Annotated in this window: 31 protein-coding genes; 20 read left to right on the top strand and 11 right to left on the bottom strand. The window is 43.6% G+C overall.

The window, feature by feature from the left end; all coding sequences use genetic code 11:
- Window positions 1-46 precede the first annotated feature (46 nt).
- From GQ367_RS04550 to GQ367_RS04530, 5 genes are all read left to right on the top strand, one after another.
- Window positions 47-733 carry an energy transducer TonB gene (locus GQ367_RS04550; RefSeq protein ID WP_215289399.1) on the top strand — a complete coding sequence of 229 codons (687 nt, stop codon included), beginning with the start codon at window positions 47-49 and terminating at the stop codon, window positions 731-733.
- 55 nt (window positions 734-788) lie between these two features.
- On the top strand, window positions 789-1,433 hold the full coding sequence (locus tag GQ367_RS04545) for a MotA/TolQ/ExbB proton channel family protein (RefSeq protein ID WP_215289398.1): 645 nt from the start codon (window positions 789-791) through the stop codon (window positions 1,431-1,433).
- Between the two features lie 11 nt (window positions 1,434-1,444).
- Window positions 1,445-1,858, top strand: coding sequence for a biopolymer transporter ExbD (locus tag GQ367_RS04540; RefSeq protein WP_215289396.1), 414 nt, complete (start codon window positions 1,445-1,447; stop codon window positions 1,856-1,858).
- Window positions 1,859-2,023: 165 nt separating this feature from the next.
- The gene (locus GQ367_RS04535; protein ID WP_215289395.1) at window positions 2,024-2,449 is read left to right on the top strand and encodes a polymer-forming cytoskeletal protein; all 426 of its coding nucleotides are present in this window, start codon (window positions 2,024-2,026) and stop codon (window positions 2,447-2,449) included.
- An 8-nt stretch (window positions 2,450-2,457) separates the two neighbouring features.
- Complete coding sequence (locus GQ367_RS04530) at window positions 2,458-2,706, top strand: RodZ family helix-turn-helix domain-containing protein (RefSeq protein ID WP_215289394.1); 249 nt, start codon at window positions 2,458-2,460, stop codon at window positions 2,704-2,706.
- Here the strand turns inward: GQ367_RS04530 and GQ367_RS04525 are convergent.
- Window positions 2,658-3,317 (bottom strand): recombinase RecT, encoded by a 660-nt coding sequence (locus GQ367_RS04525; protein WP_215289392.1) that lies wholly within the window; start codon window positions 3,315-3,317, stop codon window positions 2,658-2,660. The genes GQ367_RS04530 and GQ367_RS04525 overlap by 49 nt on opposite strands.
- A gap of 17 nt (window positions 3,318-3,334) precedes the next feature.
- The gene (locus GQ367_RS04520; RefSeq protein ID WP_215289390.1) at window positions 3,335-4,285 is read right to left on the bottom strand and encodes a YqaJ viral recombinase family protein; all 951 of its coding nucleotides are present in this window, start codon (window positions 4,283-4,285) and stop codon (window positions 3,335-3,337) included.
- 166 nt (window positions 4,286-4,451) lie between these two features.
- On the opposite strand from GQ367_RS04520, the gene GQ367_RS04515 reads away from it, so the two are divergent.
- Genes GQ367_RS04515 through GQ367_RS04505 form a run of 3 tightly spaced genes read left to right on the top strand, consistent with a single transcriptional unit; the run spans window position 4,452 to window position 6,004 of the window.
- Complete coding sequence (locus tag GQ367_RS04515; RefSeq protein WP_215289388.1) at window positions 4,452-4,589, top strand: hypothetical protein; 138 nt, start codon at window positions 4,452-4,454, stop codon at window positions 4,587-4,589.
- Window positions 4,590-4,595: 6 nt separating this feature from the next.
- Window positions 4,596-5,057, top strand: coding sequence for a hypothetical protein (locus GQ367_RS04510; protein WP_215289386.1), 462 nt, complete (start codon window positions 4,596-4,598; stop codon window positions 5,055-5,057).
- 59 nt (window positions 5,058-5,116) lie between these two features.
- Window positions 5,117-6,004 (top strand): hypothetical protein, encoded by an 888-nt coding sequence (locus tag GQ367_RS04505; protein WP_215289384.1) that lies wholly within the window; start codon window positions 5,117-5,119, stop codon window positions 6,002-6,004.
- Between the two features lie 87 nt (window positions 6,005-6,091).
- On the opposite strand, the gene GQ367_RS04500 is transcribed toward GQ367_RS04505, so the two are convergent.
- The 5 genes from GQ367_RS04500 to GQ367_RS04480 all read right to left on the bottom strand — a co-directional run bounded on the left by GQ367_RS04500 (window position 6,092) and on the right by GQ367_RS04480 (window position 9,757).
- The gene (locus GQ367_RS04500; protein WP_215289382.1) at window positions 6,092-6,898 is read right to left on the bottom strand and encodes a peptidylprolyl isomerase; all 807 of its coding nucleotides are present in this window, start codon (window positions 6,896-6,898) and stop codon (window positions 6,092-6,094) included.
- Window positions 6,899-6,960: 62 nt separating this feature from the next.
- Complete coding sequence (locus GQ367_RS04495; protein ID WP_215289380.1) at window positions 6,961-7,239, bottom strand: BolA family transcriptional regulator; 279 nt, start codon at window positions 7,237-7,239, stop codon at window positions 6,961-6,963.
- A 3-nt stretch (window positions 7,240-7,242) separates the two neighbouring features.
- Entirely contained in the window at window positions 7,243-7,791 is a 549-nt protein-coding gene (locus tag GQ367_RS04490; RefSeq protein ID WP_215289378.1) for a septation protein A, read from the bottom strand.
- Between the two features lie 64 nt (window positions 7,792-7,855).
- Window positions 7,856-8,242, bottom strand: coding sequence for a peptide-methionine (R)-S-oxide reductase MsrB (gene msrB, locus GQ367_RS04485; protein ID WP_215289376.1), 387 nt, complete (start codon window positions 8,240-8,242; stop codon window positions 7,856-7,858).
- 69 nt (window positions 8,243-8,311) lie between these two features.
- On the bottom strand, window positions 8,312-9,757 hold the full coding sequence (locus GQ367_RS04480) for a YdiU family protein (RefSeq protein WP_215289374.1): 1,446 nt from the start codon (window positions 9,755-9,757) through the stop codon (window positions 8,312-8,314).
- Window positions 9,758-9,847: 90 nt separating this feature from the next.
- Between GQ367_RS04480 and GQ367_RS04475 the strand changes: the two genes are divergently transcribed.
- Genes GQ367_RS04475 through GQ367_RS04465 form a run of 3 tightly spaced genes read left to right on the top strand, consistent with a single transcriptional unit; the run spans window position 9,848 to window position 12,791 of the window.
- Entirely contained in the window at window positions 9,848-10,291 is a 444-nt protein-coding gene (locus GQ367_RS04475; RefSeq protein WP_251370123.1) for a PaaI family thioesterase, read from the top strand.
- Entirely contained in the window at window positions 10,291-12,120 is a 1,830-nt protein-coding gene (locus GQ367_RS04470; RefSeq protein ID WP_215289372.1) for a 7TM-DISM domain-containing protein, read from the top strand. The genes GQ367_RS04475 and GQ367_RS04470 overlap by 1 nt, the downstream gene beginning before the upstream one ends.
- Entirely contained in the window at window positions 12,105-12,791 is a 687-nt protein-coding gene (locus GQ367_RS04465; protein ID WP_215289369.1) for a response regulator transcription factor, read from the top strand. The genes GQ367_RS04470 and GQ367_RS04465 overlap by 16 nt, the downstream gene beginning before the upstream one ends.
- Window positions 12,792-12,795: 4 nt before the next feature.
- Here GQ367_RS04465 and GQ367_RS04460 read toward each other — a convergent pair whose 3' ends face one another.
- The gene (locus tag GQ367_RS04460) at window positions 12,796-13,644 is read right to left on the bottom strand and encodes an NRDE family protein (RefSeq protein ID WP_215289367.1); all 849 of its coding nucleotides are present in this window, start codon (window positions 13,642-13,644) and stop codon (window positions 12,796-12,798) included.
- A 14-nt stretch (window positions 13,645-13,658) separates the two neighbouring features.
- The gene (locus GQ367_RS04455) at window positions 13,659-14,678 is read right to left on the bottom strand and encodes a folate-binding protein YgfZ (RefSeq protein WP_215289365.1); all 1,020 of its coding nucleotides are present in this window, start codon (window positions 14,676-14,678) and stop codon (window positions 13,659-13,661) included.
- Window positions 14,679-14,728: 50 nt separating this feature from the next.
- Here GQ367_RS04455 and mltG point away from each other — a divergent pair, with 50 nt between their 5' ends.
- The 7 genes from mltG (at window position 14,729) to gloA (ending at window position 20,176) form a co-directional block, all read left to right on the top strand.
- Entirely contained in the window at window positions 14,729-15,772 is a 1,044-nt protein-coding gene (gene mltG, locus GQ367_RS04450; protein ID WP_215289363.1) for an endolytic transglycosylase MltG, read from the top strand.
- Window positions 15,773-15,814: 42 nt separating this feature from the next.
- Window positions 15,815-16,498, top strand: coding sequence for a dTMP kinase (gene tmk, locus GQ367_RS04445; RefSeq protein WP_215289361.1), 684 nt, complete (start codon window positions 15,815-15,817; stop codon window positions 16,496-16,498).
- Between the two features lie 58 nt (window positions 16,499-16,556).
- The gene (holB, locus tag GQ367_RS04440; RefSeq protein WP_215289358.1) at window positions 16,557-17,663 is read left to right on the top strand and encodes a DNA polymerase III subunit delta'; all 1,107 of its coding nucleotides are present in this window, start codon (window positions 16,557-16,559) and stop codon (window positions 17,661-17,663) included.
- A gap of 29 nt (window positions 17,664-17,692) precedes the next feature.
- Window positions 17,693-18,472 carry a TatD family hydrolase gene (locus GQ367_RS04435; protein ID WP_215289357.1) on the top strand — a complete coding sequence of 260 codons (780 nt, stop codon included), beginning with the start codon at window positions 17,693-17,695 and terminating at the stop codon, window positions 18,470-18,472.
- A 57-nt stretch (window positions 18,473-18,529) separates the two neighbouring features.
- Entirely contained in the window at window positions 18,530-19,243 is a 714-nt protein-coding gene (locus tag GQ367_RS04430; protein WP_215289355.1) for an ankyrin repeat domain-containing protein, read from the top strand.
- Window positions 19,244-19,316: 73 nt separating this feature from the next.
- Entirely contained in the window at window positions 19,317-19,736 is a 420-nt protein-coding gene (locus tag GQ367_RS04425; RefSeq protein ID WP_215289353.1) for a DUF3293 domain-containing protein, read from the top strand.
- 53 nt (window positions 19,737-19,789) lie between these two features.
- A complete protein-coding gene (gene gloA, locus GQ367_RS04420) occupies window positions 19,790-20,176 on the top strand; it encodes a lactoylglutathione lyase (protein ID WP_215289351.1) in 387 nt (128 codons plus the stop codon).
- Window positions 20,177-20,194: 18 nt separating this feature from the next.
- On the opposite strand, the gene GQ367_RS04415 is transcribed toward gloA, so the two are convergent.
- Window positions 20,195-20,857 carry a SprT-like domain-containing protein gene (locus GQ367_RS04415; protein WP_215289349.1) on the bottom strand — a complete coding sequence of 221 codons (663 nt, stop codon included), beginning with the start codon at window positions 20,855-20,857 and terminating at the stop codon, window positions 20,195-20,197.
- Here GQ367_RS04415 and GQ367_RS04410 point away from each other — a divergent pair.
- Window positions 20,850-21,167: a hypothetical protein gene (locus GQ367_RS04410; protein WP_215289344.1), complete on the top strand. Its 318-nt coding sequence runs from the start codon at window positions 20,850-20,852 to the stop codon at window positions 21,165-21,167. The two genes, GQ367_RS04415 and GQ367_RS04410, sit on opposite strands and share 8 nt — an antisense overlap.
- A 25-nt stretch (window positions 21,168-21,192) precedes the next feature.
- Entirely contained in the window at window positions 21,193-21,432 is a 240-nt protein-coding gene (locus GQ367_RS04405) for a DUF1289 domain-containing protein (protein WP_215289342.1), read from the top strand.
- On the opposite strand, the gene GQ367_RS04400 is transcribed toward GQ367_RS04405, so the two are convergent.
- A complete protein-coding gene (locus tag GQ367_RS04400) occupies window positions 21,429-23,036 on the bottom strand; it encodes an ABC-F family ATPase (RefSeq protein WP_215289340.1) in 1,608 nt (535 codons plus the stop codon). The genes GQ367_RS04405 and GQ367_RS04400 overlap by 4 nt on opposite strands.
- Window positions 23,037-23,122 lie beyond the last annotated feature (86 nt).

Genomic DNA, 23,122 nt, shown 5'->3' with positions numbered 1-23,122 from the left:
TGGTATTAACTCATGGTCAATTAAAAATAATTGCATAAAAATTTAGATGCCCTCACTCATATCATCCAAGCAATCAGGGCCATTGAAATCTGGTGGTGAGCCCGATTTCTCTGCTTTACCTAAAAAGGTATCCTATCGAGTTTTAGGATTTGTAATTTCCATACATGTGATCATTTTCCTTTTGATTACTTTTGGATTGCCCGATTTCAAATTCAATAAACGACCTGATATCACCATTGAAATAGGGGCTGCGCCACCAGCATCCAGTGGTCCAGTCAGTCAAGCAAAACCTACGCCTGCGCCAACTCAAAAAGAAACTCCAAAAGAAAAAACACCGCCACCTACAAAAGATATAGATGCGCCCGCTATACCAGTGCAAGCTCAAGCTCCACAATCAAGTGCTCAGCCGGCAGCGCCGAGTTCTGGTGGTGTGGCTTCTGCTCCAACAGCTGATGCTGACTACAAAGCGGCTTATCTTCAAAACCCCAAGCCACCATATCCGCCATTAGCTTTTAGAACCAGAATTGAAGGCAAGGTCATTCTGATCGCTGAAGTTCTGCCTGATGGACGAGCAGGGCAAGTGAGGATTTCGGAAAGTAGTGGAAATGACATGCTAGATCAATCAGCCTTAACAACTGTAAGGCAGTGGAGGTTCACGCCCGCTAGAAAAGACGGCGTGATCATCACCCAAGCCGTGAGAATACCTATTACATTTAGTCTAAAAAATCGTTAAAGTATTTATAAATAAATTATCAAGTATAGAAATTAATCAATAAAGAAAGAGCACCATGGATTCATTGATCGTTCATTCGGTTTTAGTTGTTTTGATTGTCTTGTCGATTGCTACTTGGTCAATTGCAATTCTGAAGCTCAAACTCTTGAAAAAGGTTGCCGCGGAGACCCAAGAGTTCAGCCAAACTTTCTGGAACGCTGATAGTTGGGAGAAGGGCCAATCCATTGCAAGCGATGCAAAAGGCGATGTGGCAGGGCTCGCCATGGCTGGCTTTGAGCAGTTTGCTGAATATCAGAGAAATCCAGGCAGCCTAAAGTTCGCTGGAGAAATCCATGAAGTGCTTGAGCGCCCCATGAGACAAGAAATTCAGAAAATCCTGCGTCGTCATGAAAAGGGCTTGGCTGAACTGGCCTCGATTGGTTCAACCGCGCCATTCATTGGCTTGTTCGGAACCGTTTGGGGCATCATGGACGCCATGCAAAGCATCAGTGCCAGCGGTCAAGCCAGTATCGATGTAGTGGCAGGTCCGATTGGTGAAGCTTTGATTGCCACAGCCATTGGTATTGCGGCAGCTTTACCAGCCGTTGTCTTCTATAACTACTTCCTGCGCAAAATGAAGATCTGGGTCACCGAGCTTGATGGCTTCACCGAAGACTTCTTGCGTTTGGCCTCCCGTGAATTTCATCAGTCGAATAAATAAAAGAGAGCGCCATGCAATCAAAAAGTGGATCTGATGACGGAATGATGGCAGAGCTTAATGTCACGCCCTTGGTGGATGTGATGTTGGTATTGTTGGTGATTTTCATTGTTACGGCGCCGATGATCGTGCCGCAATCCATGAAGGTCAATCTGCCAAAAACACAAGCGGTCGCTCAGCAAGACCAAGCCAAAAATGCACAACTGGTGGTTGAAGCCAGTGGGCAGCTGACTTTTCAGGGTAATGCCATCAACGATCAACAATTGGCTTCAGAGCTCAAGCAACAATCCTCGACACCCCAGTTTCAATTGCAGGTGAGTGCTGATAAAGCAGTTCCTTATGGCCGTGTAGCTGAAATCATGGCCATTGCCCAAGCCAATGGTGTGACCAAGATGTCTTTTGTGAGTGTGCCCGCTAAAGGCAAGTAACTATTTATAAGTCTTATAAGCTTGCTGCTTAGCATCATAAGTTATTGATTTAATTGACTCTATGGCTAATTGCCAATAAGCCTACAAAGCCCTACATTGTTGATACTTCATTCAATATGATGGTATCGAGGACACGTTTTGGGGCTATTCAATAAAACTAAAAAAATGAATTCATCGGACTCTTTAGAGTCCTTTGATACATTGATTGGCGCCGCCACCAGAATTGAAGGTCGTATGGTGGTCAATAAAAGCATTCGATTAGATGGCACGATCGAAGGCTCGATTGAATCATCTCTGGACAATCAAGTCACTGTTGCCATTGGCCATACAGGTTTGGTTCATGGCGATGTGAGAGCTCATCGAGTTCTGGTTAATGGACAAGTCGATGGCAATATCTATGCCCGCGAAAAATGCGAACTCCATGAAACATCGAGAGTCAAAGGCGACATTCACTATGGCCTATTAGGCATTGAGCATGGAGCTGAAATTTTGGGCCTCATGGTCAAGAAAATTGAAAACACAGGCGAGATTCAAGAAGTCACTGAGGCCAAAGATTTATTGAGTCAAATTAAATACCCATTCAAAAAATAAAAATGCTCTTGCCACAACATACTCAGCCATTACCAATCATCAATGGTGATAATTTAAAAAAAGCCAGGACTGATAAAAACCTCACAGAAGCTGAGTTAGCAAAAGAGTGCGCCTTGGTCGCTAAACATATCATTCAATTAGAAAATGGCGAAACCTCTAACTTCTTTTCAGCTCATCATAAAGTTCAAGTGGCAAAAAAAGTAGGGCGCTATCTTGGTTTAGACGAGTACGAATTTTTAGATTCAAGTTCGACATGAGATTCACCACTAGATTTTTGACTCAACCGCTCCTTTAATACTGCAGATCTAGACTGTGATTCTCCTCTAAATTTCGTTGAGCAATGAATTTTCTCAGAAAGATTATGAGCCGATGACTTCTTATGTTCTACAGGATCAGATAGGCTTATTCCAAAAGCAACTCTTGCACATTGTTGAATCACTCGATGTCTTAACATGCGACGTGGCATTTTTTGCCAAGAAGGGTGATCGGTCAAGACTTCCTCTAAGTATTCTTTGATCACTATTGGAAGGATTCTGTCATTACGATAGATGGTGCACTCCATCCATTCTGGAACTTCATGACTGACTGTCGTTGATTCTCTAAGACTCATGCCCGCATAGTGTTCATGCTCGTTAATGATCTTGATCCAGCCATCAATTGTGATGAAGACTTGATGCCCTTCGATCGTATCCATCAATCCGATCTCATCAGAGAGGGGGTCGAGTTGATACTTGGCCGCCATGCGTAAAAGTTGGACTTGGGTATATGGTGTGAGTCCCATGTGCTGGTCCAGCCACAATTGCAGCTCATCGGCGTCAATATTCAATTGCTTTGAAGTTCTCTCAATGTTTTTTTGTAATGTATGCATATTAATAACTTGGCCTCTCATTGGTTTTTGATGACAAAGCGCCGACTATTTGCAACTTGAACATGATAGGGTGCAATGATGTCTGGATGATCTTCAGCTAATTTTTTAGTGTCGATTTTCATGGAAGGTTTTGGACTCTTCCACGTGGCCACTACCTGTCCTTGGTGGGTCAAAACCTCAGCGTCTTTCATTTGAGCCATGATGCTCAGTTTGATTTGATTGATCTCTTGCTCATAGGTTTCCACCTGAGTCTGGATTGTTTTTAATTTGGCAAGGAGTTCGCAAGTTCCGTGTTTTGCTTCAACTGTCTTGGTAGGTTTTGATTGTGGAAATAATAATTTCAAGTCTGACTCGCGCTGTGCGGGAGGGGCAATATCTTTAAGCACATGCTCTTCCCAAAAATCTTTGGCGCGTGCGAAGATCATTTCTTCAAGCTCAAGATCTCGATGAATTTCATAAATTCGAAAATCAGTATTGCCCATCAATACGGCTAAATCAGTTTGTTCAATGCCTGTGATGGCCATGTACCAAAGACACTGAGTTAAATACGCCATCGGTACCTGGTCTGATCCTAGGTCACCCCATTCATGGGCTGTGAATGGATTAGCTGTTTTACATTCCAAAATGCGTGTTGCGATCAATGAGCCAGATTCATCATAGATGGTGGGTTTCTCACTAATGAATCGATCAATGTGACCATGCATATAGTCATACTTTGGGTGAACCAGTGCTTTTGGATGGTTTACCAGATTGAAGCCTGTCGATCGAGTATATTCACTGGCAACAAATTCCTCAGCGAAACTACCAAATCTCAAGGGCAAACTGTCAGCATCATTGTTGACTCGCCCAGTTTTCTCCATCCATACATCCACTGCAGACCGATACCGGCTAAATCCCAATATTGCCCCTATGTCGGAACCACCTAGACTTTTAGCGCGTAACAGTGCAAAATCTTGATTATTAAGCATTATTTTCTCCAAGTTAAGTAATAGAAACTCTTATTTGAGTAACTATTACTCATTATAAGGTAACAATTACTTGATTACAAGTGATCAAATTAGAGCTGCAAGATCCCTTTTAAGGTGGACTGGAAAAGAGCTATCCGAAAAGTCGGGTGTAGGGTTTTCGACTTTAATGCGAATAGAATCTGAAGATGGGGTTCCAAATGCACAAGCAAAAACTCTTGAATTATTGAGAAAAACTCTTGAAGATGCCGGCATTGAATTTATCGGTTCACCAGATTCACAAGCTGGAGTTCGCTGGAAGAAATAGATAATCATGACTTCAGACTTCTTACAAAGGTTTGAGCTTCGCTTTATTCTCAAAACGGCTGGGTTTCCCAAAACCAAACTAGATGACGCTGAACGAGTCATCATCAGAGCTGTTCGAATCGCAAGACGCCACAGAAAAAAAAGACCCGATCATTATTTCTGCCCCATCCTGAAGCAATGGATGCCCTATAGGGTGGTAAAAAAAGCGAGGGGTCGTCCTAGTGAAAAGCCTCTGAGATATTTGATTATTTGTGCTTTATTCAGAGCTTGGCGAATTGGTTTTTCTGATTTTCCAGTAATCAATAACCGAGGATTCAATCCAACACCATTTGTCATAATGGTTCAGGCTATTTTTACAGCAGAAGGCTATGCCAATGTTGAGGATAACCTTGATTTTTATCGTTCATATTGCAAAAGAATGCTCAGAATATACGAAAGACGTGGCTCGATTTTTAGGGTTTTGATTTAATCCGGGTACTATCAAAAGGATTATTCCTATATTGGACCTTTTAACGATGGAGGTTCAATATGAACACGAAAAAAGGTCAGTCTACTGGACCAAAAACTGTAGAAGGTAAGAGTAAGTCATCACAGAACGCGCGCAAAGCATCAATTTTTGCTAAAGGTCTCTTGCCGTGGGAGAACCGAGCTGAGAAGCAAGAGCAACTCGATCAACTCACTGAACAGTGGAATGCCTATGATCCCAGTCGACAGTTGATATTAAGATCGATTGAACAATGTCAAATAGGCATGGAGCGAATGATGTACGCAGAACGGATGCAAATTGAAGGTGTCATGCAATCCTTGGACATTGCCGCCGATTTTTGTAAGCGCGCAAGATTTTCTCCTGTTGAATATATGAGTGTGCCGAATTGGTACTTCATGGATGAAGAAGGTCAGTACCACAAAGAAGAGGCGATACTGATTAGCAAGGCTCATCGTCAGGCAAAGCAATACATTGACAGTTATCGTGAATTACTGTCTGCTCACGTTTCTCAAGAGTATCCAGATTTATATAAATACGTTTTAGCTGGGACTCCTACAGGGACTATTTTTATCAATGCTTTAGGACAGCGTTATAAGCTGGCAACACCATTGCTCAATTTAAAGGCTTTGATTGCTGAAATTGATAACAGTTATATTTATTACCTGAAGTGGGGCAGTGACCCCGATCGTTATCAAACAATTGTGGATGGTATCAGGGCAGAGATGATGTTGAAAGTCATGGATTTGGATAAGAGCACGCGATATGCCACAAATTTCCAAAATCGACTCATTAAGGGATTGACAGCGCTAGCTGCTATGGTCCAGCATGAACAATCAGTGAACTCAAAGTCTATCGAGTTGGTTGATCTTGAATCTGAAATCACTGGTGAGGTTACTCAGATTGAGCGTGAGGATGTTGAATCGCGCTGAAATAGGATAGTTTGCAAAACGAACTATGCTAGTTTTGAGACCGATAAGAAGTAAATCAGCGTCACAATTGTGACGCTGATTATTTATTTACTGAATCCTTGCTTTGGACTTAAGTCTTTTAAGCATCTCATCAAACTTGGTGCGTTGCCAGTTTTGATCTTGACTCATCATTTGAATCAATTGAGGCTTTAGTTCAGCCAAATCAGGAACTTTGGCTTGACGCACATCATCCACACGGATCACATGGAAACCAAACTGTGACTTCACAGGCTTCTCAGTCATCTGGCCTTTTTGTAAAGCCACCATCGCTTTAGAAAACTCAGGCACTAAGGCTTGCGGCGTCATCCAATCCAAGTCGCCACCATTCACAGCGGAACCAGGATCTTTAGAGCTGGCTTTGGCTAAATCTTCAAACTTTTCACCGGCTTTGATTTTCGCAATCAACGCTTTGGCATCAGCTTCTTTTTCAACCAAAATATGACGGACTTTGTATTCAGTGCCTTCAAATTGGGTCTTGATTTGCTCATAAGAAGCTTTGAGTTCTGCATCAGACACACCATCACGAGCGATGTAATCTTCAAATACTGCGCCCACCAAGATATTCAAGCGAGCTTGCTCTAATTGTTCTTGGATATTGTCATTAGTCACCAAACCACGTTTGATGGCCTCTTGATTGATCAACTCACGGGTGATCAACATATCGCGCGCACGCTCACGTAGCTCTGGATTAGTTCCTTGACCAGAATTGGTGATCAATTTATCTAACTTTGCTTTTGGAATGGCTTTGCCATTAACCACAGCCGCATTTTGTGCAAAAGCTGGGGTGCTCAAAGCGCTAGTGATGGTCATGGTGGCAGCCATTGAAAGGGCCAAAGTTGGGAGTAATTTCTTCATGATGTTTTAGATATTCTGAATAAGTTAAAAAGCCAATTAATTACTGCATAAACCCTACAAAACTACTGAATCACAATCGCCAAAGCATGGATCTCATCTGGCATCCAAGCCGATAAAGCATCATACACCAGGCGATGTTGCTGTACCCGGGTCAAACCATTGAAAGCAGGGGTCTTGATGAAGATACGATAATGTCCAGCACCCCCTTGAGCGCCCACATGACCAGCGTGTAAATGGCTTTCATCTTCAATCTTTAATGAATCGATTGGCAGAGCTTGCTTGAGAGCCACCTCATATTTATCGATACGACCATTGCGACTTGTAGAGTTAGATGTGTCCATGGCTCAGGCTTCCTCTTGATCAATGAACTTATTCAACCAAAAGCCTTGGGCCACTACAAAGGCAAACAAAAGACCCATGCCGCCGAATAACTTAAAGTTCACCCAAGTGGCTTCATCAAATTGATAAGCAACATATAAGTTCAGTAAACCCATGAACAAAAAGAACAAACTCCAAGCCACATTCAATTGAGGCCAAAGTTGTTGATCAGCTTCAGGCTTGAAGCGTATTTGTTTGCCCATGGCGACCTGAATCAAATTCTTATTCCAAAAGGTCACGCTGGCCCATAAGCCCACAGCAAATAACCAATACAAAATAGTTGGCTTCCATTGAATGAAAGTCTTATCTTGCAAACCAATAGTCAAGCCACCGAAGACAACAATCAAACCTAAGCTGGCCCATTGCATGGGTTCAACTTTGCGATATTTCAGACCTAACCAACCAATTTGAGCAATCGTGGCAATGATGGCAACAGCAGTGGCCACATAGATGTCTGCCATCTTGAATGCGACGAAAAACAAAATAACCGGCAGTAAATCAAATAAAAATTTCATAAATCACTTTTTAACTATTAATTCTAAGAATCATTTAAAGGTGCGACGAGTCAGAAAAACCTGATCAAGTCTCATCCTTGAATTTTAACGAAGCTGAGTTGATGCAGTACCTTAATCCAGTTGGGGCAGGACCGTCCTCGAACACATGCCCTAAATGAGCATCACAGTTTTTACAACGCACTTCCGTGCGGATCATGCCATGCGTCATGTCCTTGTGTTCAGCAATCACCTCTGCTTCTAGAGGTTGAAAATAACTAGGCCAACCACAACCAGCATCAAACTTGGTATCTGAGGCAAACAAAGGGGTGCCGCAGCACACACAGTCATACTTGCCAGCATCCCAATGATCCCAATAGCGACCCGTAAAAGGATGTTCTGTGGCTGCTTGGCGCGTGACGCGGTACTCAATATCACTGAGTGTGGCCTGGTACTCTTGATCAGTTTTCTTCATGGTTTGATTGTACGAGTGATTGTACGAGTGATTGTTAGAGAAGTAATGTGCGGAAAACGGCTAAAGATCCTATGAAGAGCAACTGATGGCCACGTGGGCTAATTCAGGAGGTGGGCCCATGGCGTAGTCTTCAGACACTGCTTGAGATTCATAGGGATTTTCTAGAATCTTCAATAAACGCGCCACTTCAGAGAAATCTTTCTTTTGTGCCAATTCAATCGCGTTTTGCGCCAAATGATTGCGCAAGACATACTTGGGATTGATCCGGCACATCTGTTCTAAGCGTTGGTCCACTGATTGCTTTTCAAGGCTCAAGCGCTCCTGGTATTTCTTTGCCCATGCATCTAATGACTTTGGTACATCTTGACCTTCAGAAATATTTCTAAAGAACAAGGTGTAATCGAGTTGATTGTGGTGCAGCCCTTGTAAGAGCTCTTCGAGTAAAGCCACATCCTCTTGATGTTGAATGCTTAAACCTAATTTTTGTCTGAACAAGCCTTGCCAATGGTTGGCATACTCGCGGTTGTAATGGTCCAAGGTGTCTTTGATTTTTTCAATCGACGCCTCTTGGTCCAAGCCCAGTGCAGAATGCAACTCTTCTTGCAAGGTCTCGAGCATGGCACTGGCCAAACAATATAGATTCCAATGCAAGACTTCTGCTTGGCGGTGATAGGCATAACGACCACCATGATCAGAATGATTGCAAATGTGATCTATCTGGAAAGTATCTAAAAATCCAAAGGGACCATAGTCCAATGTCAGACCCAATAAACTGGTGTTATCCGTATTGAGAACCCCATGGCAAAAGCCCAGGGATTGCCATTGGGCCACCATGCGGGCGGTCCGTAAAGCTATCTGCTCAAGCAGGCTTAAATAGGGCGTGGGACTGTTGGCGCAATCAGGGTAGTGATGCTCAATCAAATGATTGAGAGTCAGGCGCAATTCTTCATGCATGTGATTCTGGCCGTAGTGTTCAATGTGGCCAATGCGTAAAAAGCTCGGAGCTACTCGTGCACAAACAGCGGCGGTTTCTCTGGTCTCACGAAACACCGGCATGTCTGAACCAACCACTGCTAAAGCACGTGAGGTTGGTACGCCCAAAGCATGCATGGCTTCACTGCATAAAAACTCTCGGATCGATGAGCGCAAGACAGCTCGACCATCCCCCATTCTTGAATAAGCTGTTTTGCCTGCTCCCTTTAACTGAAGCTCTTGGCCATTCACATCGCCCAGGTAAATTGCCCGACCATCACCCAATTGACCAGCCCAAACTCCAAACTGATGACCGCTGTAGGCAGTCGCATAGGGACTAAAGGCATGCTCGCCAACCTGCGTCTGATTGCCGGCCAAAACTTGAAGCCAAGCTGAATCCTTTGGTAAACCGTCTTGGGTATGTATACCAAGACTCTTGGCAACACTCTCAGAGAAACCAACCCAATATGGGTCTGGAATAGGGGTCGGTTGGAGGTTTTGAACCAGGGCTAAAGAGTCACTGGCAGGTAAATGAAAGGGCATAAGTGTTATTTTTTCTAATACCTCATTCTAGGTAGCTTTTGAATTATTTGCAGAAAAGATCTTTAAGCCCGTGATAACCCCGATTAATATATGGCTATGGATCAAAAACAACTTAAAGAACTGGGCGTGGAACTGGATGTTCCCTTCTTAAAACTACTGGGTGTGCGCTGTCTGCGTGCAGAACTAGGTGAGGGCGAGGTCGTTTTATCTCTTAAGCCTGAGCACAACAATAGTTGGGAAGTGGCCCATGGCGGGGTTTTGTTGACCTTGATGGATGTTGGCATGGCTGTCGCCGCTAGAGCTTCTGATGAGGCTGGTCGCGGCGTGGTCACCATCGAATTAAAAGCTAATTTCATGCAAGCTGCTCAGGGCATTGTGAGAGTAGCAGCCAAAACAGTTCATGCAACACCCACCATGGCATTTGTGGAAGCCAAGCTCTACGATGAACGTGATCGTATTTGCTGCATGGGCAGTGCGACCTTCAAGTACTTTAAAGAATTGCCTTCAAAACGAGCTTCTAAAGAAGAAAAATAATGCGTTTGAGTAAATTCATTGCCCTGGTATGGCTTGGCTTGATCAGTTGGCATGCATCAGCCAATCAGGGGATCAATTTAATCCAGAGCCAGGCTCATTGGATTGATAACTCAGGTCAGGCAGTGATCGAGCAGGTCACGCAATCACCTTTTGAGCCATTTCAGCACCTATTGGCCAAAGGCTATTCCAAGCACCCCATTTGGATCAAAGTCTCTTATAAGAAAGCAGCTAAACAAGATCAAGAAGGTTTGGTCTTACGCATTTTGCCAACGTATTTGGATGAAGTGACTCTGTATCAACGAGTGGGGCAGCAGTGGGTGATTTCAAGCACGGGCGATCGCTATCCTTTTGCTGAAAGAGACAACCAAAACACAGCCCTGAGTTTTAATCTTCACCCACAGGCTGAGGATGACATTTACTTAAGACTTCAAACCACCAGCACCAGTTTGATGAGTTTGGAAGTTGTGACACAAAAGCATTTCTCTCAACTGGAAGGTCGGCGCGACACTTTGCTCGGCATTTATTTTGGCTCATTGATTATTTTGATGTTGATTTCAAGCACGATTGGTTGGTTGAGCAAGCAAATCCATTGGCGCCTGTTTGCTCTTTTTGAATTTGCTGAATTGATTTACGTGAGTTCATTCACTGGCTATATGCCGCGTTTCATTTTGCCGAATCATCCTTTGGCAATGGACTTATTATTCGGCATTTTTGTGATCACTCATATTTTTACGGGTGTTTTATTCCATCGCAGTTTGCTGAAAAATTTACTGAATCAAAAAATTATTAATCGCACCTTCAATTTTGTGACTGTCTTGTATATATCTTTGTACGCGATTTATTTGTTCTATGACCGTCAATTGGCATTGTCTTCATCTTTACTTTTGATGATGCCATGCACCTTGATTTTTGCTTATGTGGCTTTGTTTATCTATGTGAAGAAGCCACAGATCCCAAATGGACCGGCGGTGGCTTTTGTTTACTCTGCTTTGGTGTTCAGTATTTTATTTGCTGTAGCACCTCCTTTGGGCTTGATCAATGGCGTTGAGATCAGTCTGTATGCCAGTCTGCTCAATGGCTTTGCATTTTCAATTTTGATGTTCATTTTGCTTGTGTCTGATTTGCGCTATCAAGAGAGACAGTTGATTGAATTAGAGAAGCGTGCCTTGATTTCTAATCAAGAAATTGCCTCCCAGCGAGCAGAGAATGAACGACAGTCGAAGTTCATGGCCATGTTGTCTCATGAATTAAAAACACCTTTGGCGGTCATCAAGTTGGCAGTTGATTCAGGTTTGAAAAACAATCGCTATGAATCGCATGCAAATAAAGCCATTACCGACTTAAATCAAATCATTGATCGCTCCGTACAAATGAGTCGCTTGGATCAAGGATCTTATGAGATACAAAAAACAGAGGTGAATCTCGGTGAGTTAGTTCAATCATTATTGGGAGTTAATGCCCATCGTTTTGAGTTAGATATGCCGTCTGATCTGAAGATTCAGTCGGATTCATTTTTAGTTCAAATCATTCTGGGCAATCTAATCGAAAACTCTTTGAAGTATTCAAAAGAGGAAAGCGTCATTTCTGTTGAATTCAAAGAAAGTGACGAACAAGTCATCATGACCATCAGTAATTTGCCCAATATTGCCGGGATGCCTGCCAGTGATGTGGTCTTTGATAAGTTTTATCGCAGTTCAAACGCCCATCACATAAGTGGCTCTGGTCTAGGTCTTTATTTGGTGAAGGCCTTAACAGAGATGTTGAACGGTTCAATCACCTATCAACCGAAGAGTGGTTGGGTAAAATTCATTCTATGTCTTCCAAAATAAATATCGCCGTGGTTGAAGACCACGATGTACTCCGTGAAATGTTGCTTGATGCCCTGTTGGAGAAAGGTTATCTTGCACAAGGATTTCGTGATGCTTATGAGCTTGATGCGGCATCGAGCAAGACTATTTTTGAACTATTGATTTTGGATTTAAATCTTCCTGGCGAAGATGGCCTGAGCATTGCCAAAAGAATCAAAGAAAGCTATCCAGACACCTTCATTATCATGATCACTGCCAGATCTTCTGAGATGGATAAGATCCAAGGGTATGAAGCGGGCGCTGATATTTATCTGCCCAAGCCGATTGCCATCACTGAATTGCAGGCGGCAGTCTCTAGTTTGTCTAAACGTATTTTGAGATACAAAGATCTTGGTGGCAACTTGATCTTGAATGAAAAGAACGCCACTTTGAAAGGATCTCAAACAGTTTCTTTGAGTAAGATCGATTTGGACATTTTGTTAGCCTTGCTTCAAGCAGATCAACAACGCTTAGATTTTGAATCGTTACTTAATCAAGTCAGCAGCAATACATCTAATACGCCAAAAGCGACTTTAGAAGTTCAGATTGTCCGATTACGTAAAAAGATGGCAGAAGCGGGTGCTGAAGGTGTGACCATCAAGGCGCTCTATAAATACGGCTATCAGTTGGTGCAGGGCATTGATTTAGTGTGAGTCACTAAACCCGGGCGCTTAGGAAGTTTTCAAGGCGCCCCTCAAATTGTTGAGTGCCAATCTCTTTATCTGCATCAAAACGCTTTTCTATCACTTCAAAGTGACCATCTTTGCGCACCCGAATCAATGAACTGGATCGTGTGCCGTAGTTAGGGGTTCTGATGAAGGCTGAAGATAGGACTTTTTCCCATTCATAAGAAACCCCGGTTTGAGGCAAGTACTCATCCTGAGCTTGGGTCATATCTTCCATCATGCGCAAATAGTGTTCAGCGCGTTTAAATTGCCCTGTATCCATCGCTAATAATTGAGCAAAGGCACCCACGCGGTGTTGAACCTTTGGCCAAGGCATATCGAGCATGCCATTGGATAAACCATAAATGCCAGGCGTCAGTGCTTGAGGGTTCATGGTTTTTCTGGGGCGCAAAGATTGACCCATTTGCACTCGGTTACTGAACCAAACCAAGGAGGGTGTTTCTTTTGACAGATCAGTTGCAAGCAAATTAAAGCCGTTATAACGAGCAAAGCTTGGACCTTGAGATGAGATGAACTGGGCTGGGGTTTGATCACTTTTTAAAAAGCTGGCGGTTATTTCTCCGCGGGTTGGAGTATCTGGATTCTTTTCACTGGGAGCTCGAACATTGGTGAGAGCCGCAAATCGTCCCGTTTTACTGAAGCCCATCCAGGTGCCAGCTTGTCCTTTGACATCAGCAAGATCTCGACCAGCCAAAATATGAGGATGATCTTGCCACCAATGCATGGCATCCGTGGCTCGTTCATAAAACTCATCGCGATTGGCTAAAACCACCAAAGGGTAGTCTGGGTGCGATTGCCATGAGGTCAGAACTAAACACATGCTATCGCTTTAACTTATATTTCAATCAAAGGATAGGGCAATGCTGCGAAGCTCAATGCAGGACCAGTGGCTGAACCTAAATGCACAGACCCAGATTGAAGGGCTTCTAATTTACATTCCACCTGAACATCCATGCGGTTATTGACCAAAGGATGAAGCGCTGCCAAAACAACCATGCCGCAGGGTTGAGATGGATCATCACTGTGGAAAATTTCAGCTCCCGGCAAAATCGCTTCAGAGTGGTTCAGATGAGCCACCTGCAAGCGACGTTTGATCGTGCCGCGGTACTGGCTTCTTGCCACAACTTCTTGACCTGGGTAACAGCCTTTCTGAAAATCAATACCCTTCAAAGATTCCATATTGATCATTTGTGGCACAAATTGCTCAAAGGTTGCTTGAGTGATTCTTGGAATGGCACTTTGGATCTCTAGCCAATTCCAAGCTTGTAAGGCTGAATCCTGGATCTCACCCATGGTTTGATTTTTTGGTGCAGCCAAAAGGTATCGTTTGGTTTGTACTTGGTTGATGCTAACGGGCGGTAGTTCAGCAGCGATGACTCCTGGCATAGCAACCATTGCTGCCAATTCATCCTTGGCACCACTGGACTCATTCGTTTCTGCAGCGTAACCATAGATATCCATTGATTCTGTCAAATCAAGTACCTTGACCTTGGAGCGCAAGACAAACATGCTCAAGCGTTTGGCCAAAGTAGCTGCCAAGTCTTTTGATATGAATAAATAAAAAGCGGGCTGTGATTCTGTGGCTTCAACATTCTCGCCGCCCACAGAAGTGTCTTGGCGGGTAATCCAAAAGCTAGCCATCAAACGACCCTTGGCAGAACAGTAACCAGCAAAGCGATTTTGTTGATGAGGGGTAGCGATTGAAGCTGCTGGAGTATTCGCTATGGATTTAACACTGTTGGTGAGTTGATTTTGTAAAAAATCGACTGCATCAGACCCAATCACACTGATACAAGACCAGTCTTTGAGTGGTGTGAAGCAGGTATTTGAGTTGTTATTACTGGTATGCGCCATATTATGGTTTTTTAGTTGTCTTCATCAATAAGCTTTTATCATATAGCTCTATGAACTTTGTTTATATACCTAATTTTATTAAGTTTTTACTCAAGCTAACCCTGATAGGTGGTTTGGTCCTTGTGCTCATGATTTCTTATGTGGCTTTCATGGCGCCTGCGGTCCCTAAAGAACCATCGATTGCATCACAAAACATTCCTCAGAATGTGCTCAGGGTAAAAATTAATCCAAAATCAAACGTGACCAGCGTTGCCAATCAAATGGCCGCCCAAGGTCTTGATGTGTCTGTTTGGCGAGTTCAATTGGTCGCCAGATTATTTTTCTTTGCAAAAAATTTGAAGGCCGGCGTTTACGACTTTCCCAAGGGCGCAAGTTTGGCCTCTGTCCTTGCTCAAATGGCTCAGGGAGATAGCGTCAAACTTGGCGTGACATTGGTTGAAGGGTGGACCTTTGCGCAATTCAAGGCAGCCATTGATGCTCAGCCTGAACTAAAAAAGGAAGCCAAGGCTTGGTCAAGCAAACAGCTGCTGAGCAAGCTTGAGGCCAAAGAAGCTCATCCTGAGGGTTTGTTTTTTCCAAATACATATGTATATGAGCCCGGTGATACCGATACATCAATCTACCAAAAGGCATACAAAGCCATGCAGGATCATTTGAATGATGCTTGGAGCAAGCGCCATGAGGGCTCACCCGTCAAGTCACCTTATGATCTTTTGAAGTTGGCCTCTATTATTGAAAAGGAGACTGGTCACCCGGATGATCGTGGTTTGGTGTCAGCTGTATTCAATAACCGCATGAAAATAGGCATGAAGCTTCAAACCGATCCCACCATCATTTATGGCTTGGGCGCATCCTTTGATGGCAACCTCAGAAAAAAAGACCTCTTAAAAGACGGCCCATACAATTCTTATACACGCTATGGTTTGCCGCCCACCCCGATTGCAATGCCAGGCAAGAACTCTTTAATAGTCGCAGCTCAGCCAAGTAGCTCAAAAGCCATTTACTTTGTTGCCAAGGGCGATGGCCGGAGTGCTTTTTCAGAGACCCTGGTAGCGCATAATGAAGCTGTTAGAAAGTATCAGTTAAAAAAGTAATCCCCCAAAATACCTATATTCACGCCTAGACCCAATTTATCCATGTCTCTTTTCACTCATTCCAACAATGCGCCAGGCTTATTCATCTCCTTTGAAGGCATTGATGGTGCCGGAAAAAGCACGCACATTCAGGCATTTGCTGATGAGTTGGGCAAAAAATACCCCAAGCATGAGATTGTTCTGACCCGTGAGCCGGGCGGTACTGCTTTGGGTGAGAAGCTGCGAGAGATTCTTTTGCATCACCCCATGCATCTTGAAACTGAGGCTTTGTTAATGTTTGCCGCCCGCAGAGAGCATTTGGCCACTGTGATTGAGCCTGCCTTGGCTCTGGGCAAGATTGTGATTTCCGATAGATTTACTGATGCCAGTTTCGCCTACCAAGGTGGGGGCCGAGGCTTGGATTTGGCCAAACTTTATGAGTTGGAAGTATGGGTTCAGATGCGTTTGGCTAACAATGATTCTGGAGATGGGGCAGGGAAGCGTTATGTCTTGCAACCAGATCTGACTTTCTTATTTGACCTGCCAAGTCAAACCGCAGAATCTCGTCGCAGTGCTGCGCGAGATCCAGACAAGTTTGAACAACTGAATACCGACTTTTTTGAGAAGGTCAGACTTGAATACTTGCGTCGCGCCCAAGATGATGCAGCAAGATTTCATTTGATTGATGCTAGTCAAAGCAAAGAGGTTATCTGGAAGATACTTCAAGAAGCTATTTCAAATATATGATTAATATAGATATATTTATCATTAATTTTAACTATAACGCTCTGCATAAACATTGCCTATGAAGCAATCCCTTCATCCATGGTTTGAGCAAGCTTGGTCTGAATTGAATCTGGCCAACATGCCTCATACCATCCTGTTGCATGGACAAACCGGGATTGGCAAGATGGACTTTGCCCTTCATTTGGCCAAAGCTTTGATCTGCGAAACTAGTCAAGGGATAAAACCTTGTTGTCAGTGTGAAGCTTGTCATTGGTTTGATACAGGCAATCACCCTGACTTTTTGGGGATTGTTCCAGAGAGCCAAGCCCATTTATTGCCCCATGAAGAAATGGCAGGGGACGATGGTTTAGATGAAAAGCCCAAAAAAGGCAGGAAAAAGGTAGAAGACGATTCTGAGAAAGCGGATAAAAAAGCCAGCTCAGTGATTAAAGTAGAGCAAATAAGAGATGCTTTGGAGGGCATTACAACCTCACCGCATCGTGGTATTCAAAGGGTGGTCCTGATCAACCCAGTTGAAACATTGAACTCTGTTTCAGCCAATACCTTATTAAAGACTCTCGAGGAGCCGCCTGAGAGCACATTGTTCATCTTGGTCAGTGATCGTTTGGATCGCATCATGCCAACGATTCGTTCTCGTTGTCGATTGCTGGCTTTAGGAAGACCTTCAGCAGAAGTATCTTTGCCTTGGTTAGCAACTGAGTTGGCATCGGCAGGCATCAAAGCCAGTCAAGCTGAGATTGAAAAAGTATTGAGTGAAGCGGGTGGAGCAGTCATGGACGCCAGAGATCGTTTATTAGGTTTGTCTGGAGCAGAGGAGTCAGCACAAGATATTGCTGAGCCACTGCTCAAAGCTTTGGGCGAGGGCTCTCAAATCAATTGGTTGCAAACGGCAGAAGCAATTCACAAAGCCCCCATGTCTGAGTTATTGGTGACTTTAGAGCGCTGGACGGCTGATTTAATGAGTCAGCAAAATGCAGGGCAAATACGTTATTACCCATCCAGACGTTCATCACTAGAACTTTGTTCTAAAACCGCTAGAAGTCATAAGCTGTCCGATTATTGGAAGATTTTATTGAATGCCAGACGCCATGAGCTGCACGCTTTGGCTAATAGAGTTCAAATAGAAGCACTCTTGATTCGTTATCAAGAAATATTTAAAGATTAATTTAAAGATTAACTGGAAGCTCTCAATCTATGTTTGTTGATTCTCATTGCCACCTAGACTTTCCGGACTTCAAGGAAGACTTGCCGAATATTTTGGCACGCATGAAAGAAGCTAAAGTTCAAAATGCTTTGTGCATCTCAGTGGACATGCCTGACTTTCCGAATGTCCTGGCTTTAGCCGAAGCTCACGATCATTTATTCGCCACGGTTGGCACCCATCCTGATTACGAAGACACTCCAGAGCCAACGGTTGAGCAGTTGGTTGAATTGGCTCAACACCCGAAGATCTTGGCCATTGGTGAAACCGGTCTTGATTACTATCGCATGGGCGACAAAACCTATGAAGAGATGGAGTGGCAAAGAGAGCGCTTTCGCACGCACATACGTGCTGCTTTGAAGGTCAATAAGCCTTTGATCATTCACACCCGCTCTGCATCTGAAGACACCATCAAGATTCTGAAAGAAGAGGGTGCCAGCAAAGTAGCAGGGGTCATGCATTGCTTTACTGAAAGCTGGGAGGTTGCACAAGCAGCCATGGAGCTTGGGTTTTATATCTCGTTTTCAGGCATTGTGACTTTTAAGAGTGCCAAAGATCTTCAAGAAACATGTAAACAAGTTCCTTTAGAGAGAATCTTGATCGAAACAGATTCTCCTTATTTGGCACCCATCCCACACAGAGGTAAAACAAATGAACCAGCTTGGGTATCTCATGTGGCAGAGTTCGTGGCGAACTTGAAGGGCGTCACCGTGGAAGAGCTTGCCAAAGCAACGACTCATAACTTCAAAACACTCTTCAAAGCCCCTATTTAAACTTGCTAAATAACGGCCTCAATACATAGATTGAACCAAACTTAAAGTTAAACCTGAATGTATAAAAATATTGCAACGTATTGTTTTTTATCGTTAATTTCATTATCCGGTACATTGGCTAATGCTCAAACGCCTGGGGCTACATTGCCGCAAGCACAGCAATATCAAGTAGACAGCTTTTTGCGTGATGTGAAGTTCAATGATGTTAAAGCTGTTAAAAAAGCTCTATCTAGCGGCATGAGCCCCAATGCCATGGATGACAAAGGCAATTCAGCGTTGACCATTGCCATCACTGAAAAGTCCTTAGATGTTGCCAAATTACTAATTGATACACCGTCGATTGACCTAGAAAGACCCAATTTAGCTGGTGAAACACCCGTTATGTTGGCTGCTTTTACTGGTTCAGAGGAACTAGTCCGTTATTTGGTCGAAAAACGCCAAGTTGAGATCAATAAGCCTGGTTGGTCAGCGTTGCATTACGCAGCGACCAATGGTCATTTAAAGATCGTGGCTTATTTGTTGGATAAGAACGCTTATGTGGATCCAGAAAGCCCAAACCGTACGACGGCATTGATGATGGCTGCTCGTGGTGGACATATTGAGGTAGTGAAGCTATTACTTGATCGTGATGCGGATTTATCCAAGATGAATAACGTGAAGATGACTGCGATTGATTTTGCAGAACAACACAATCAAACTGAGATTGCTGCAGGGCTTAAATCAAGGTGGCTCAAGCTATACAAGAAGCCATATAAGTCTCAAATCAAGTAATCCGTTATATTAATCATTTATTCGCATAATCATTATTATGTTAAATAAAATATATTGGCCTAAGTAAAAAAAGATGAATATCCAAGAAATCTACCGAATGGCCCACTACTCAGTTGTGGTCCCTAGCGTGTCAGGCGGAGATCTTGATGTTAGTTTTAAGATCGATGAACCAAATCAACAAATAGAAGAACTATTGACCAAGCATGAGAGATCATCTGCATGTTTCATCACAGCAAGTAATCCAAACGGGCAGCGCATTGATGAAAAAGAGAATGAAGCACGGATGAAGGAGTTAGAAACTCTCATCCAGGAAAAGCAACTACCCTATTACTTTGGTCAAGGCGGAGATCCAAAGGGCGCTTGGATAGAAAAGAGCCTATTAGTGGTGGGAATTGAACTTGGTGAGGCGGATCAATTAGCCCGTCACTTCAAACAAAATGCCATTGTTTGGTTCCAAAGAGGATCAGCACCAACTTTGCGCTGGTATATTTAAATACGCCTTTTAAAATATAAGAACTTAAGCTTCACAACAAAGAAAGAATGACCATGCAATTACTACACACCATGCTTCGAGTTGGCGATCTACAACGATCTATCAAGTTCTATACCGAAGTGATGGGCATGAACTTGTTAAGAACAACTGAGCGCCCTGGTATGGATTATTCATTGGCTTTTGTAGGCTATGAACAAGGCAATATCTCAGGACAGGCTGAAATTGAACTCACCTACAACCACGGTGTTAGCAATTATGAGATGGGCACTGCCTATGGCCATATTGCCATTGGCGTTAAAGATATCTATAAGACCTGTGAAGACATCAAAGTAGCTGGTGGAAATGTTACTCGTGAAGCTGGACCGGTCAAAGGTGGCAATACATTGATTGCCTTTGTTCAAGATCCAGATGGCTACAAGATTGAATTGATCCAGCGCTAATCTACTGGCTAATTTGCACTAGCAAACGGCGCGCTTGATCTCTTTTTCTTTCTCTTTGCGAGCAAACTCTTCTTCTGGAGTTTCAGAGATCAAGTCTGTAACAACTTCTTCCATACGAACATTGTCTTTAGGGCATATTGGCGCACCCATGCTGGCCCATTTCTTAAGTAAGCTCACTTCATAACCACACTGCCCGCATTTGGCTTTGGCCTTTTGCGTATTGTTGGCTCTTGGCGGTGGAAAAACGATGGCTTTGTGTGGGTACTGCCCTAGTCTTTCTGCAATCATCATCAAGCGCACTGTTAATTCTTCAGTGGCATGCGCACTTCTTGCTGGACCTTCAAGACCTACACAATGTGCGATTTCTTTAAAGTCTTCACCGTGACCACTGTGACAATCATCCACCGCATGACATAGCTCATGAACCAAGGTATCAAGCACTTCGACAGGATCTTCAATCTTTGGAGAAACAAAGATCTCATTGACCATATCACCAGAGCGCTCTTTTGGCCAACACTGTCCAAGGGTTGTTCTTGGGCTGCTAGAAGCTGGCCAACCACAAGAGACCTTGACCGGTGGAATCGCAAAACCAGCTTTTGAAAAAATCGGTTCTAGAGAATGAACGGCCGCCTGAAGCCAAGATTCACGGGTTGTATGAGATTGAGCTATATTCGTGGACATGTTTTTAAAAAAATTACCTATTTATCTTCTTGTATCACTGGCCATCACAGCCTGCGATAGAAATGACTACGTTACTTGGCACTGCAAAAAAGACCCAAGTAATCCAGATGAAAAACCACTCACGATGATTTTAGAAGGTTCATCGATGAAGGTAAATCAACAGAACTACAACTTCTGTGGCAGTTTAGGTCCGATCAGTTATTTTGATCTAAACTGCTCAGGTAAGGCCGAACTATCTGCTATCAGTTTTATTCCTAAAACTGGTGCTTGGACAAGAGGAAGTGAAACTCTTCAATGCCAAGCGTTATAAATACGGCAGTTACATGTAAAACCCAATGACAAACTCAAATAATCCAGATTCAAGCCCTGCTGTGCCCTTAGCAATTAACCCAGATAATCTGGATTCTCCTTGCATTGGCATTTGCTCAACTTTGTTTGATGAAGTCTGCCAAGGTTGCGGAAGAACTGCTCTTGAAGTTTGTAACTGGGTTTTCATGACTCCAGAAGAAAAGCAGGTCATTTGGACCCGCATCACTCATGAAGCCACTGCCATGCGCTTCGTTAGAAAAGATTAACCTTCGATCGATTGGCTCGCCAAGTACTCTTCATAAGAGCCCTCAAATTCTGCCACCGTTCCATCTGTTCTGATTTCTAGAATTCTTGTTGCCAAACCTGTGATGAATTCACGGTCATGAGAAACAAAGATCACTGTGCCATCATATTTTTCCAAAGATGTTTGCAAGCTTTCAATCGATTCCATGTCCATGTGGTTGGTAGGCTCGTCCATCGCTAAGATGTTGTGCTTCTGAAGCATGAGCTTGCCCCAGATCATGCGACCTTTTTCACCACCAGAAATCACACGCACTGACTTACCAATATCGTTGCCAGAGAACAGCAAGCGGCCTAATGTGCCCCTGATGATTTGATCATCATCACCCGGCTTGCCCCACTGCCCCATCCACTCCAACAAAGTCATGTCTTGCGGGAAACACTCGCTGGTATCTTGAGGCATATAGCCCACATCAGCATTCTCTGACCACTTCACTGTGCCAGCATCAACTGCGATACCGCCAAACTTTTCACTCAAAATTGATTTCAATAATGTTGTTTTACCAGCGCCGTTTTCACCAATGATGGCAACTTTTTCGCCAGGGCGAATCATCAACTTGAAGTTCTTGAAAATATTGCGTTCATAAGTTTTGCTCAAAGCATCACATTCAACAACGATGTTGTGTAATTTCTTTTCAAACTCAAAACGAATGAATGGATTTTGTCTTGAAGATGGTTTGATTTCAGCCACTTCAATTTTCTCTAACTGACGTTGGCGAGAGGTTGCTTGACGTGCTTTAGAAGCATTCGCAGAGAATCGGCGCACAAAGGCTTGAAGTTCTTCAATCTTTTCTTTGGCCTTGGCATTGTTTGCCAACTGCTGGCTTCTGGCTTGCATCGAAGCCAACATGTATGAATCGTAATTGCCTGGATAGACCGTCAATGTGCCGAAGTCCATGTCGGCCATGTGTGAACAAACAGCGTTCAAAAAGTGACGATCGTGAGAAATGATGATCATCGTGCTGTTTCTGGCGTTCAGAATATCTTCCAACCAATGAATCGAGTGAATGTCCAAGTTGTTGGTTGGCTCATCGAGCAACAATACATCTGGATCAGAAAACAATGCTTGAGCCAAAAGTACACGCAATTTCCAACCAGGAGCTACTTCACTCATTGGGCCATTGTGTTGCTCAGTCGGAATGCCGATACCTAAAAGCAACTCCCCTGCTCTGGCTTCTGCTGTGTAACCACCGTACTCAGCAAACTTAGTCTCTAGTTCTGCTGCACGCATGTAATCTTCATCTGTGGCATCTGGATTGGCATAAAGCGCATCACGCTCAGCCGCTGCATTCCACATGTCTTCATGGCCCATCATCACCACATCTAACACACGCTTATCTTCATAGGCAAACTGATCCTGGCGCAATTTACCCAAGCGAATATTTGGCTCTAAAGAAACGTTACCGGCTGACGGCTCAAGATCCGAACCAAGGATTTTCATGAATGTGGACTTGCCACAACCATTTGCACCAATCAAACCATAGCGATTACCGCCACCGAATTTGACTGAAATGTTTTCAAATAAGGGCTTCGCCCCGAACTGCATGGTGATATTTGCTGCTGAAAGCACGTTATTAGCCTGTAAAAGTGTGAGAGGACCAAAGTCGTCTATTTTAACCAATCCATGGGGGTAAAGCCGAGAAACTGCTGCAAGAC

Origin of the sequence: Polynucleobacter sp. MWH-CaK5, assembly GCF_018687615.1 — a bacterium.
In the GTDB taxonomy this organism is placed as follows: domain Bacteria; phylum Pseudomonadota; class Gammaproteobacteria; order Burkholderiales; family Burkholderiaceae; genus Polynucleobacter.
This window is presented reverse-complemented; position numbering and strand designations above follow the sequence as displayed.

Bases quoted from the DNA above. Each gene is read 5' to 3' on its own strand.
- GQ367_RS04510 (WP_215289386.1), top strand. From the start codon at position 4,596: ATGACTTCAGACTTCTTACAAAGGTTTGAGCTTCGCTTTATTCTCAAA.
- GQ367_RS04540 (WP_215289396.1), top strand. From the start codon at position 1,445: ATGCAATCAAAAAGTGGATCTGATGACGGAATGATGGCAGAGCTTAAT.
- GQ367_RS04405 (WP_215289342.1), top strand. From the start codon at position 21,193: ATGACAAACTCAAATAATCCAGATTCAAGCCCTGCTGTGCCCTTAGCA.
- GQ367_RS04465 (WP_215289369.1), top strand. From the start codon at position 12,105: ATGTCTTCCAAAATAAATATCGCCGTGGTTGAAGACCACGATGTACTC.
- mltG (WP_215289363.1), top strand. From the start codon at position 14,729: ATGAACTTTGTTTATATACCTAATTTTATTAAGTTTTTACTCAAGCTA.
- GQ367_RS04505 (WP_215289384.1), top strand. From the start codon at position 5,117: ATGAACACGAAAAAAGGTCAGTCTACTGGACCAAAAACTGTAGAAGGT.
- GQ367_RS04435 (WP_215289357.1), top strand. From the start codon at position 17,693: ATGTTTGTTGATTCTCATTGCCACCTAGACTTTCCGGACTTCAAGGAA.
- holB (WP_215289358.1), top strand. From the start codon at position 16,557: ATGAAGCAATCCCTTCATCCATGGTTTGAGCAAGCTTGGTCTGAATTG.
- GQ367_RS04425 (WP_215289353.1), top strand. From the start codon at position 19,317: ATGAATATCCAAGAAATCTACCGAATGGCCCACTACTCAGTTGTGGTC.
- GQ367_RS04515 (WP_215289388.1), top strand. From the start codon at position 4,452: ATGCGAATAGAATCTGAAGATGGGGTTCCAAATGCACAAGCAAAAACT.
- GQ367_RS04525 (WP_215289392.1), bottom strand. From the start codon at position 3,317: ATGCATACATTACAAAAAAACATTGAGAGAACTTCAAAGCAATTGAAT.
- GQ367_RS04500 (WP_215289382.1), bottom strand. From the start codon at position 6,898: ATGAAGAAATTACTCCCAACTTTGGCCCTTTCAATGGCTGCCACCATG.
- gloA (WP_215289351.1), top strand. From the start codon at position 19,790: ATGCAATTACTACACACCATGCTTCGAGTTGGCGATCTACAACGATCT.
- GQ367_RS04495 (WP_215289380.1), bottom strand. From the start codon at position 7,239: ATGGACACATCTAACTCTACAAGTCGCAATGGTCGTATCGATAAATAT.
- GQ367_RS04535 (WP_215289395.1), top strand. From the start codon at position 2,024: ATGAATTCATCGGACTCTTTAGAGTCCTTTGATACATTGATTGGCGCC.
- GQ367_RS04430 (WP_215289355.1), top strand. From the start codon at position 18,530: ATGTATAAAAATATTGCAACGTATTGTTTTTTATCGTTAATTTCATTA.
- GQ367_RS04455 (WP_215289365.1), bottom strand. From the start codon at position 14,678: ATGGCGCATACCAGTAATAACAACTCAAATACCTGCTTCACACCACTC.
- GQ367_RS04470 (WP_215289372.1), top strand. From the start codon at position 10,291: ATGCGTTTGAGTAAATTCATTGCCCTGGTATGGCTTGGCTTGATCAGT.
- GQ367_RS04545 (WP_215289398.1), top strand. From the start codon at position 789: ATGGATTCATTGATCGTTCATTCGGTTTTAGTTGTTTTGATTGTCTTG.
- GQ367_RS04490 (WP_215289378.1), bottom strand. From the start codon at position 7,791: ATGAAATTTTTATTTGATTTACTGCCGGTTATTTTGTTTTTCGTCGCA.
- GQ367_RS04480 (WP_215289374.1), bottom strand. From the start codon at position 9,757: ATGCCCTTTCATTTACCTGCCAGTGACTCTTTAGCCCTGGTTCAAAAC.
- GQ367_RS04475 (WP_251370123.1), top strand. From the start codon at position 9,848: ATGGCTATGGATCAAAAACAACTTAAAGAACTGGGCGTGGAACTGGAT.
- GQ367_RS04415 (WP_215289349.1), bottom strand. From the start codon at position 20,857: ATGTCCACGAATATAGCTCAATCTCATACAACCCGTGAATCTTGGCTT.
- tmk (WP_215289361.1), top strand. From the start codon at position 15,815: ATGTCTCTTTTCACTCATTCCAACAATGCGCCAGGCTTATTCATCTCC.
- GQ367_RS04520 (WP_215289390.1), bottom strand. From the start codon at position 4,285: ATGCTTAATAATCAAGATTTTGCACTGTTACGCGCTAAAAGTCTAGGT.
- GQ367_RS04550 (WP_215289399.1), top strand. From the start codon at position 47: ATGCCCTCACTCATATCATCCAAGCAATCAGGGCCATTGAAATCTGGT.
- msrB (WP_215289376.1), bottom strand. From the start codon at position 8,242: ATGAAGAAAACTGATCAAGAGTACCAGGCCACACTCAGTGATATTGAG.
- GQ367_RS04460 (WP_215289367.1), bottom strand. From the start codon at position 13,644: ATGTGTTTAGTTCTGACCTCATGGCAATCGCACCCAGACTACCCTTTG.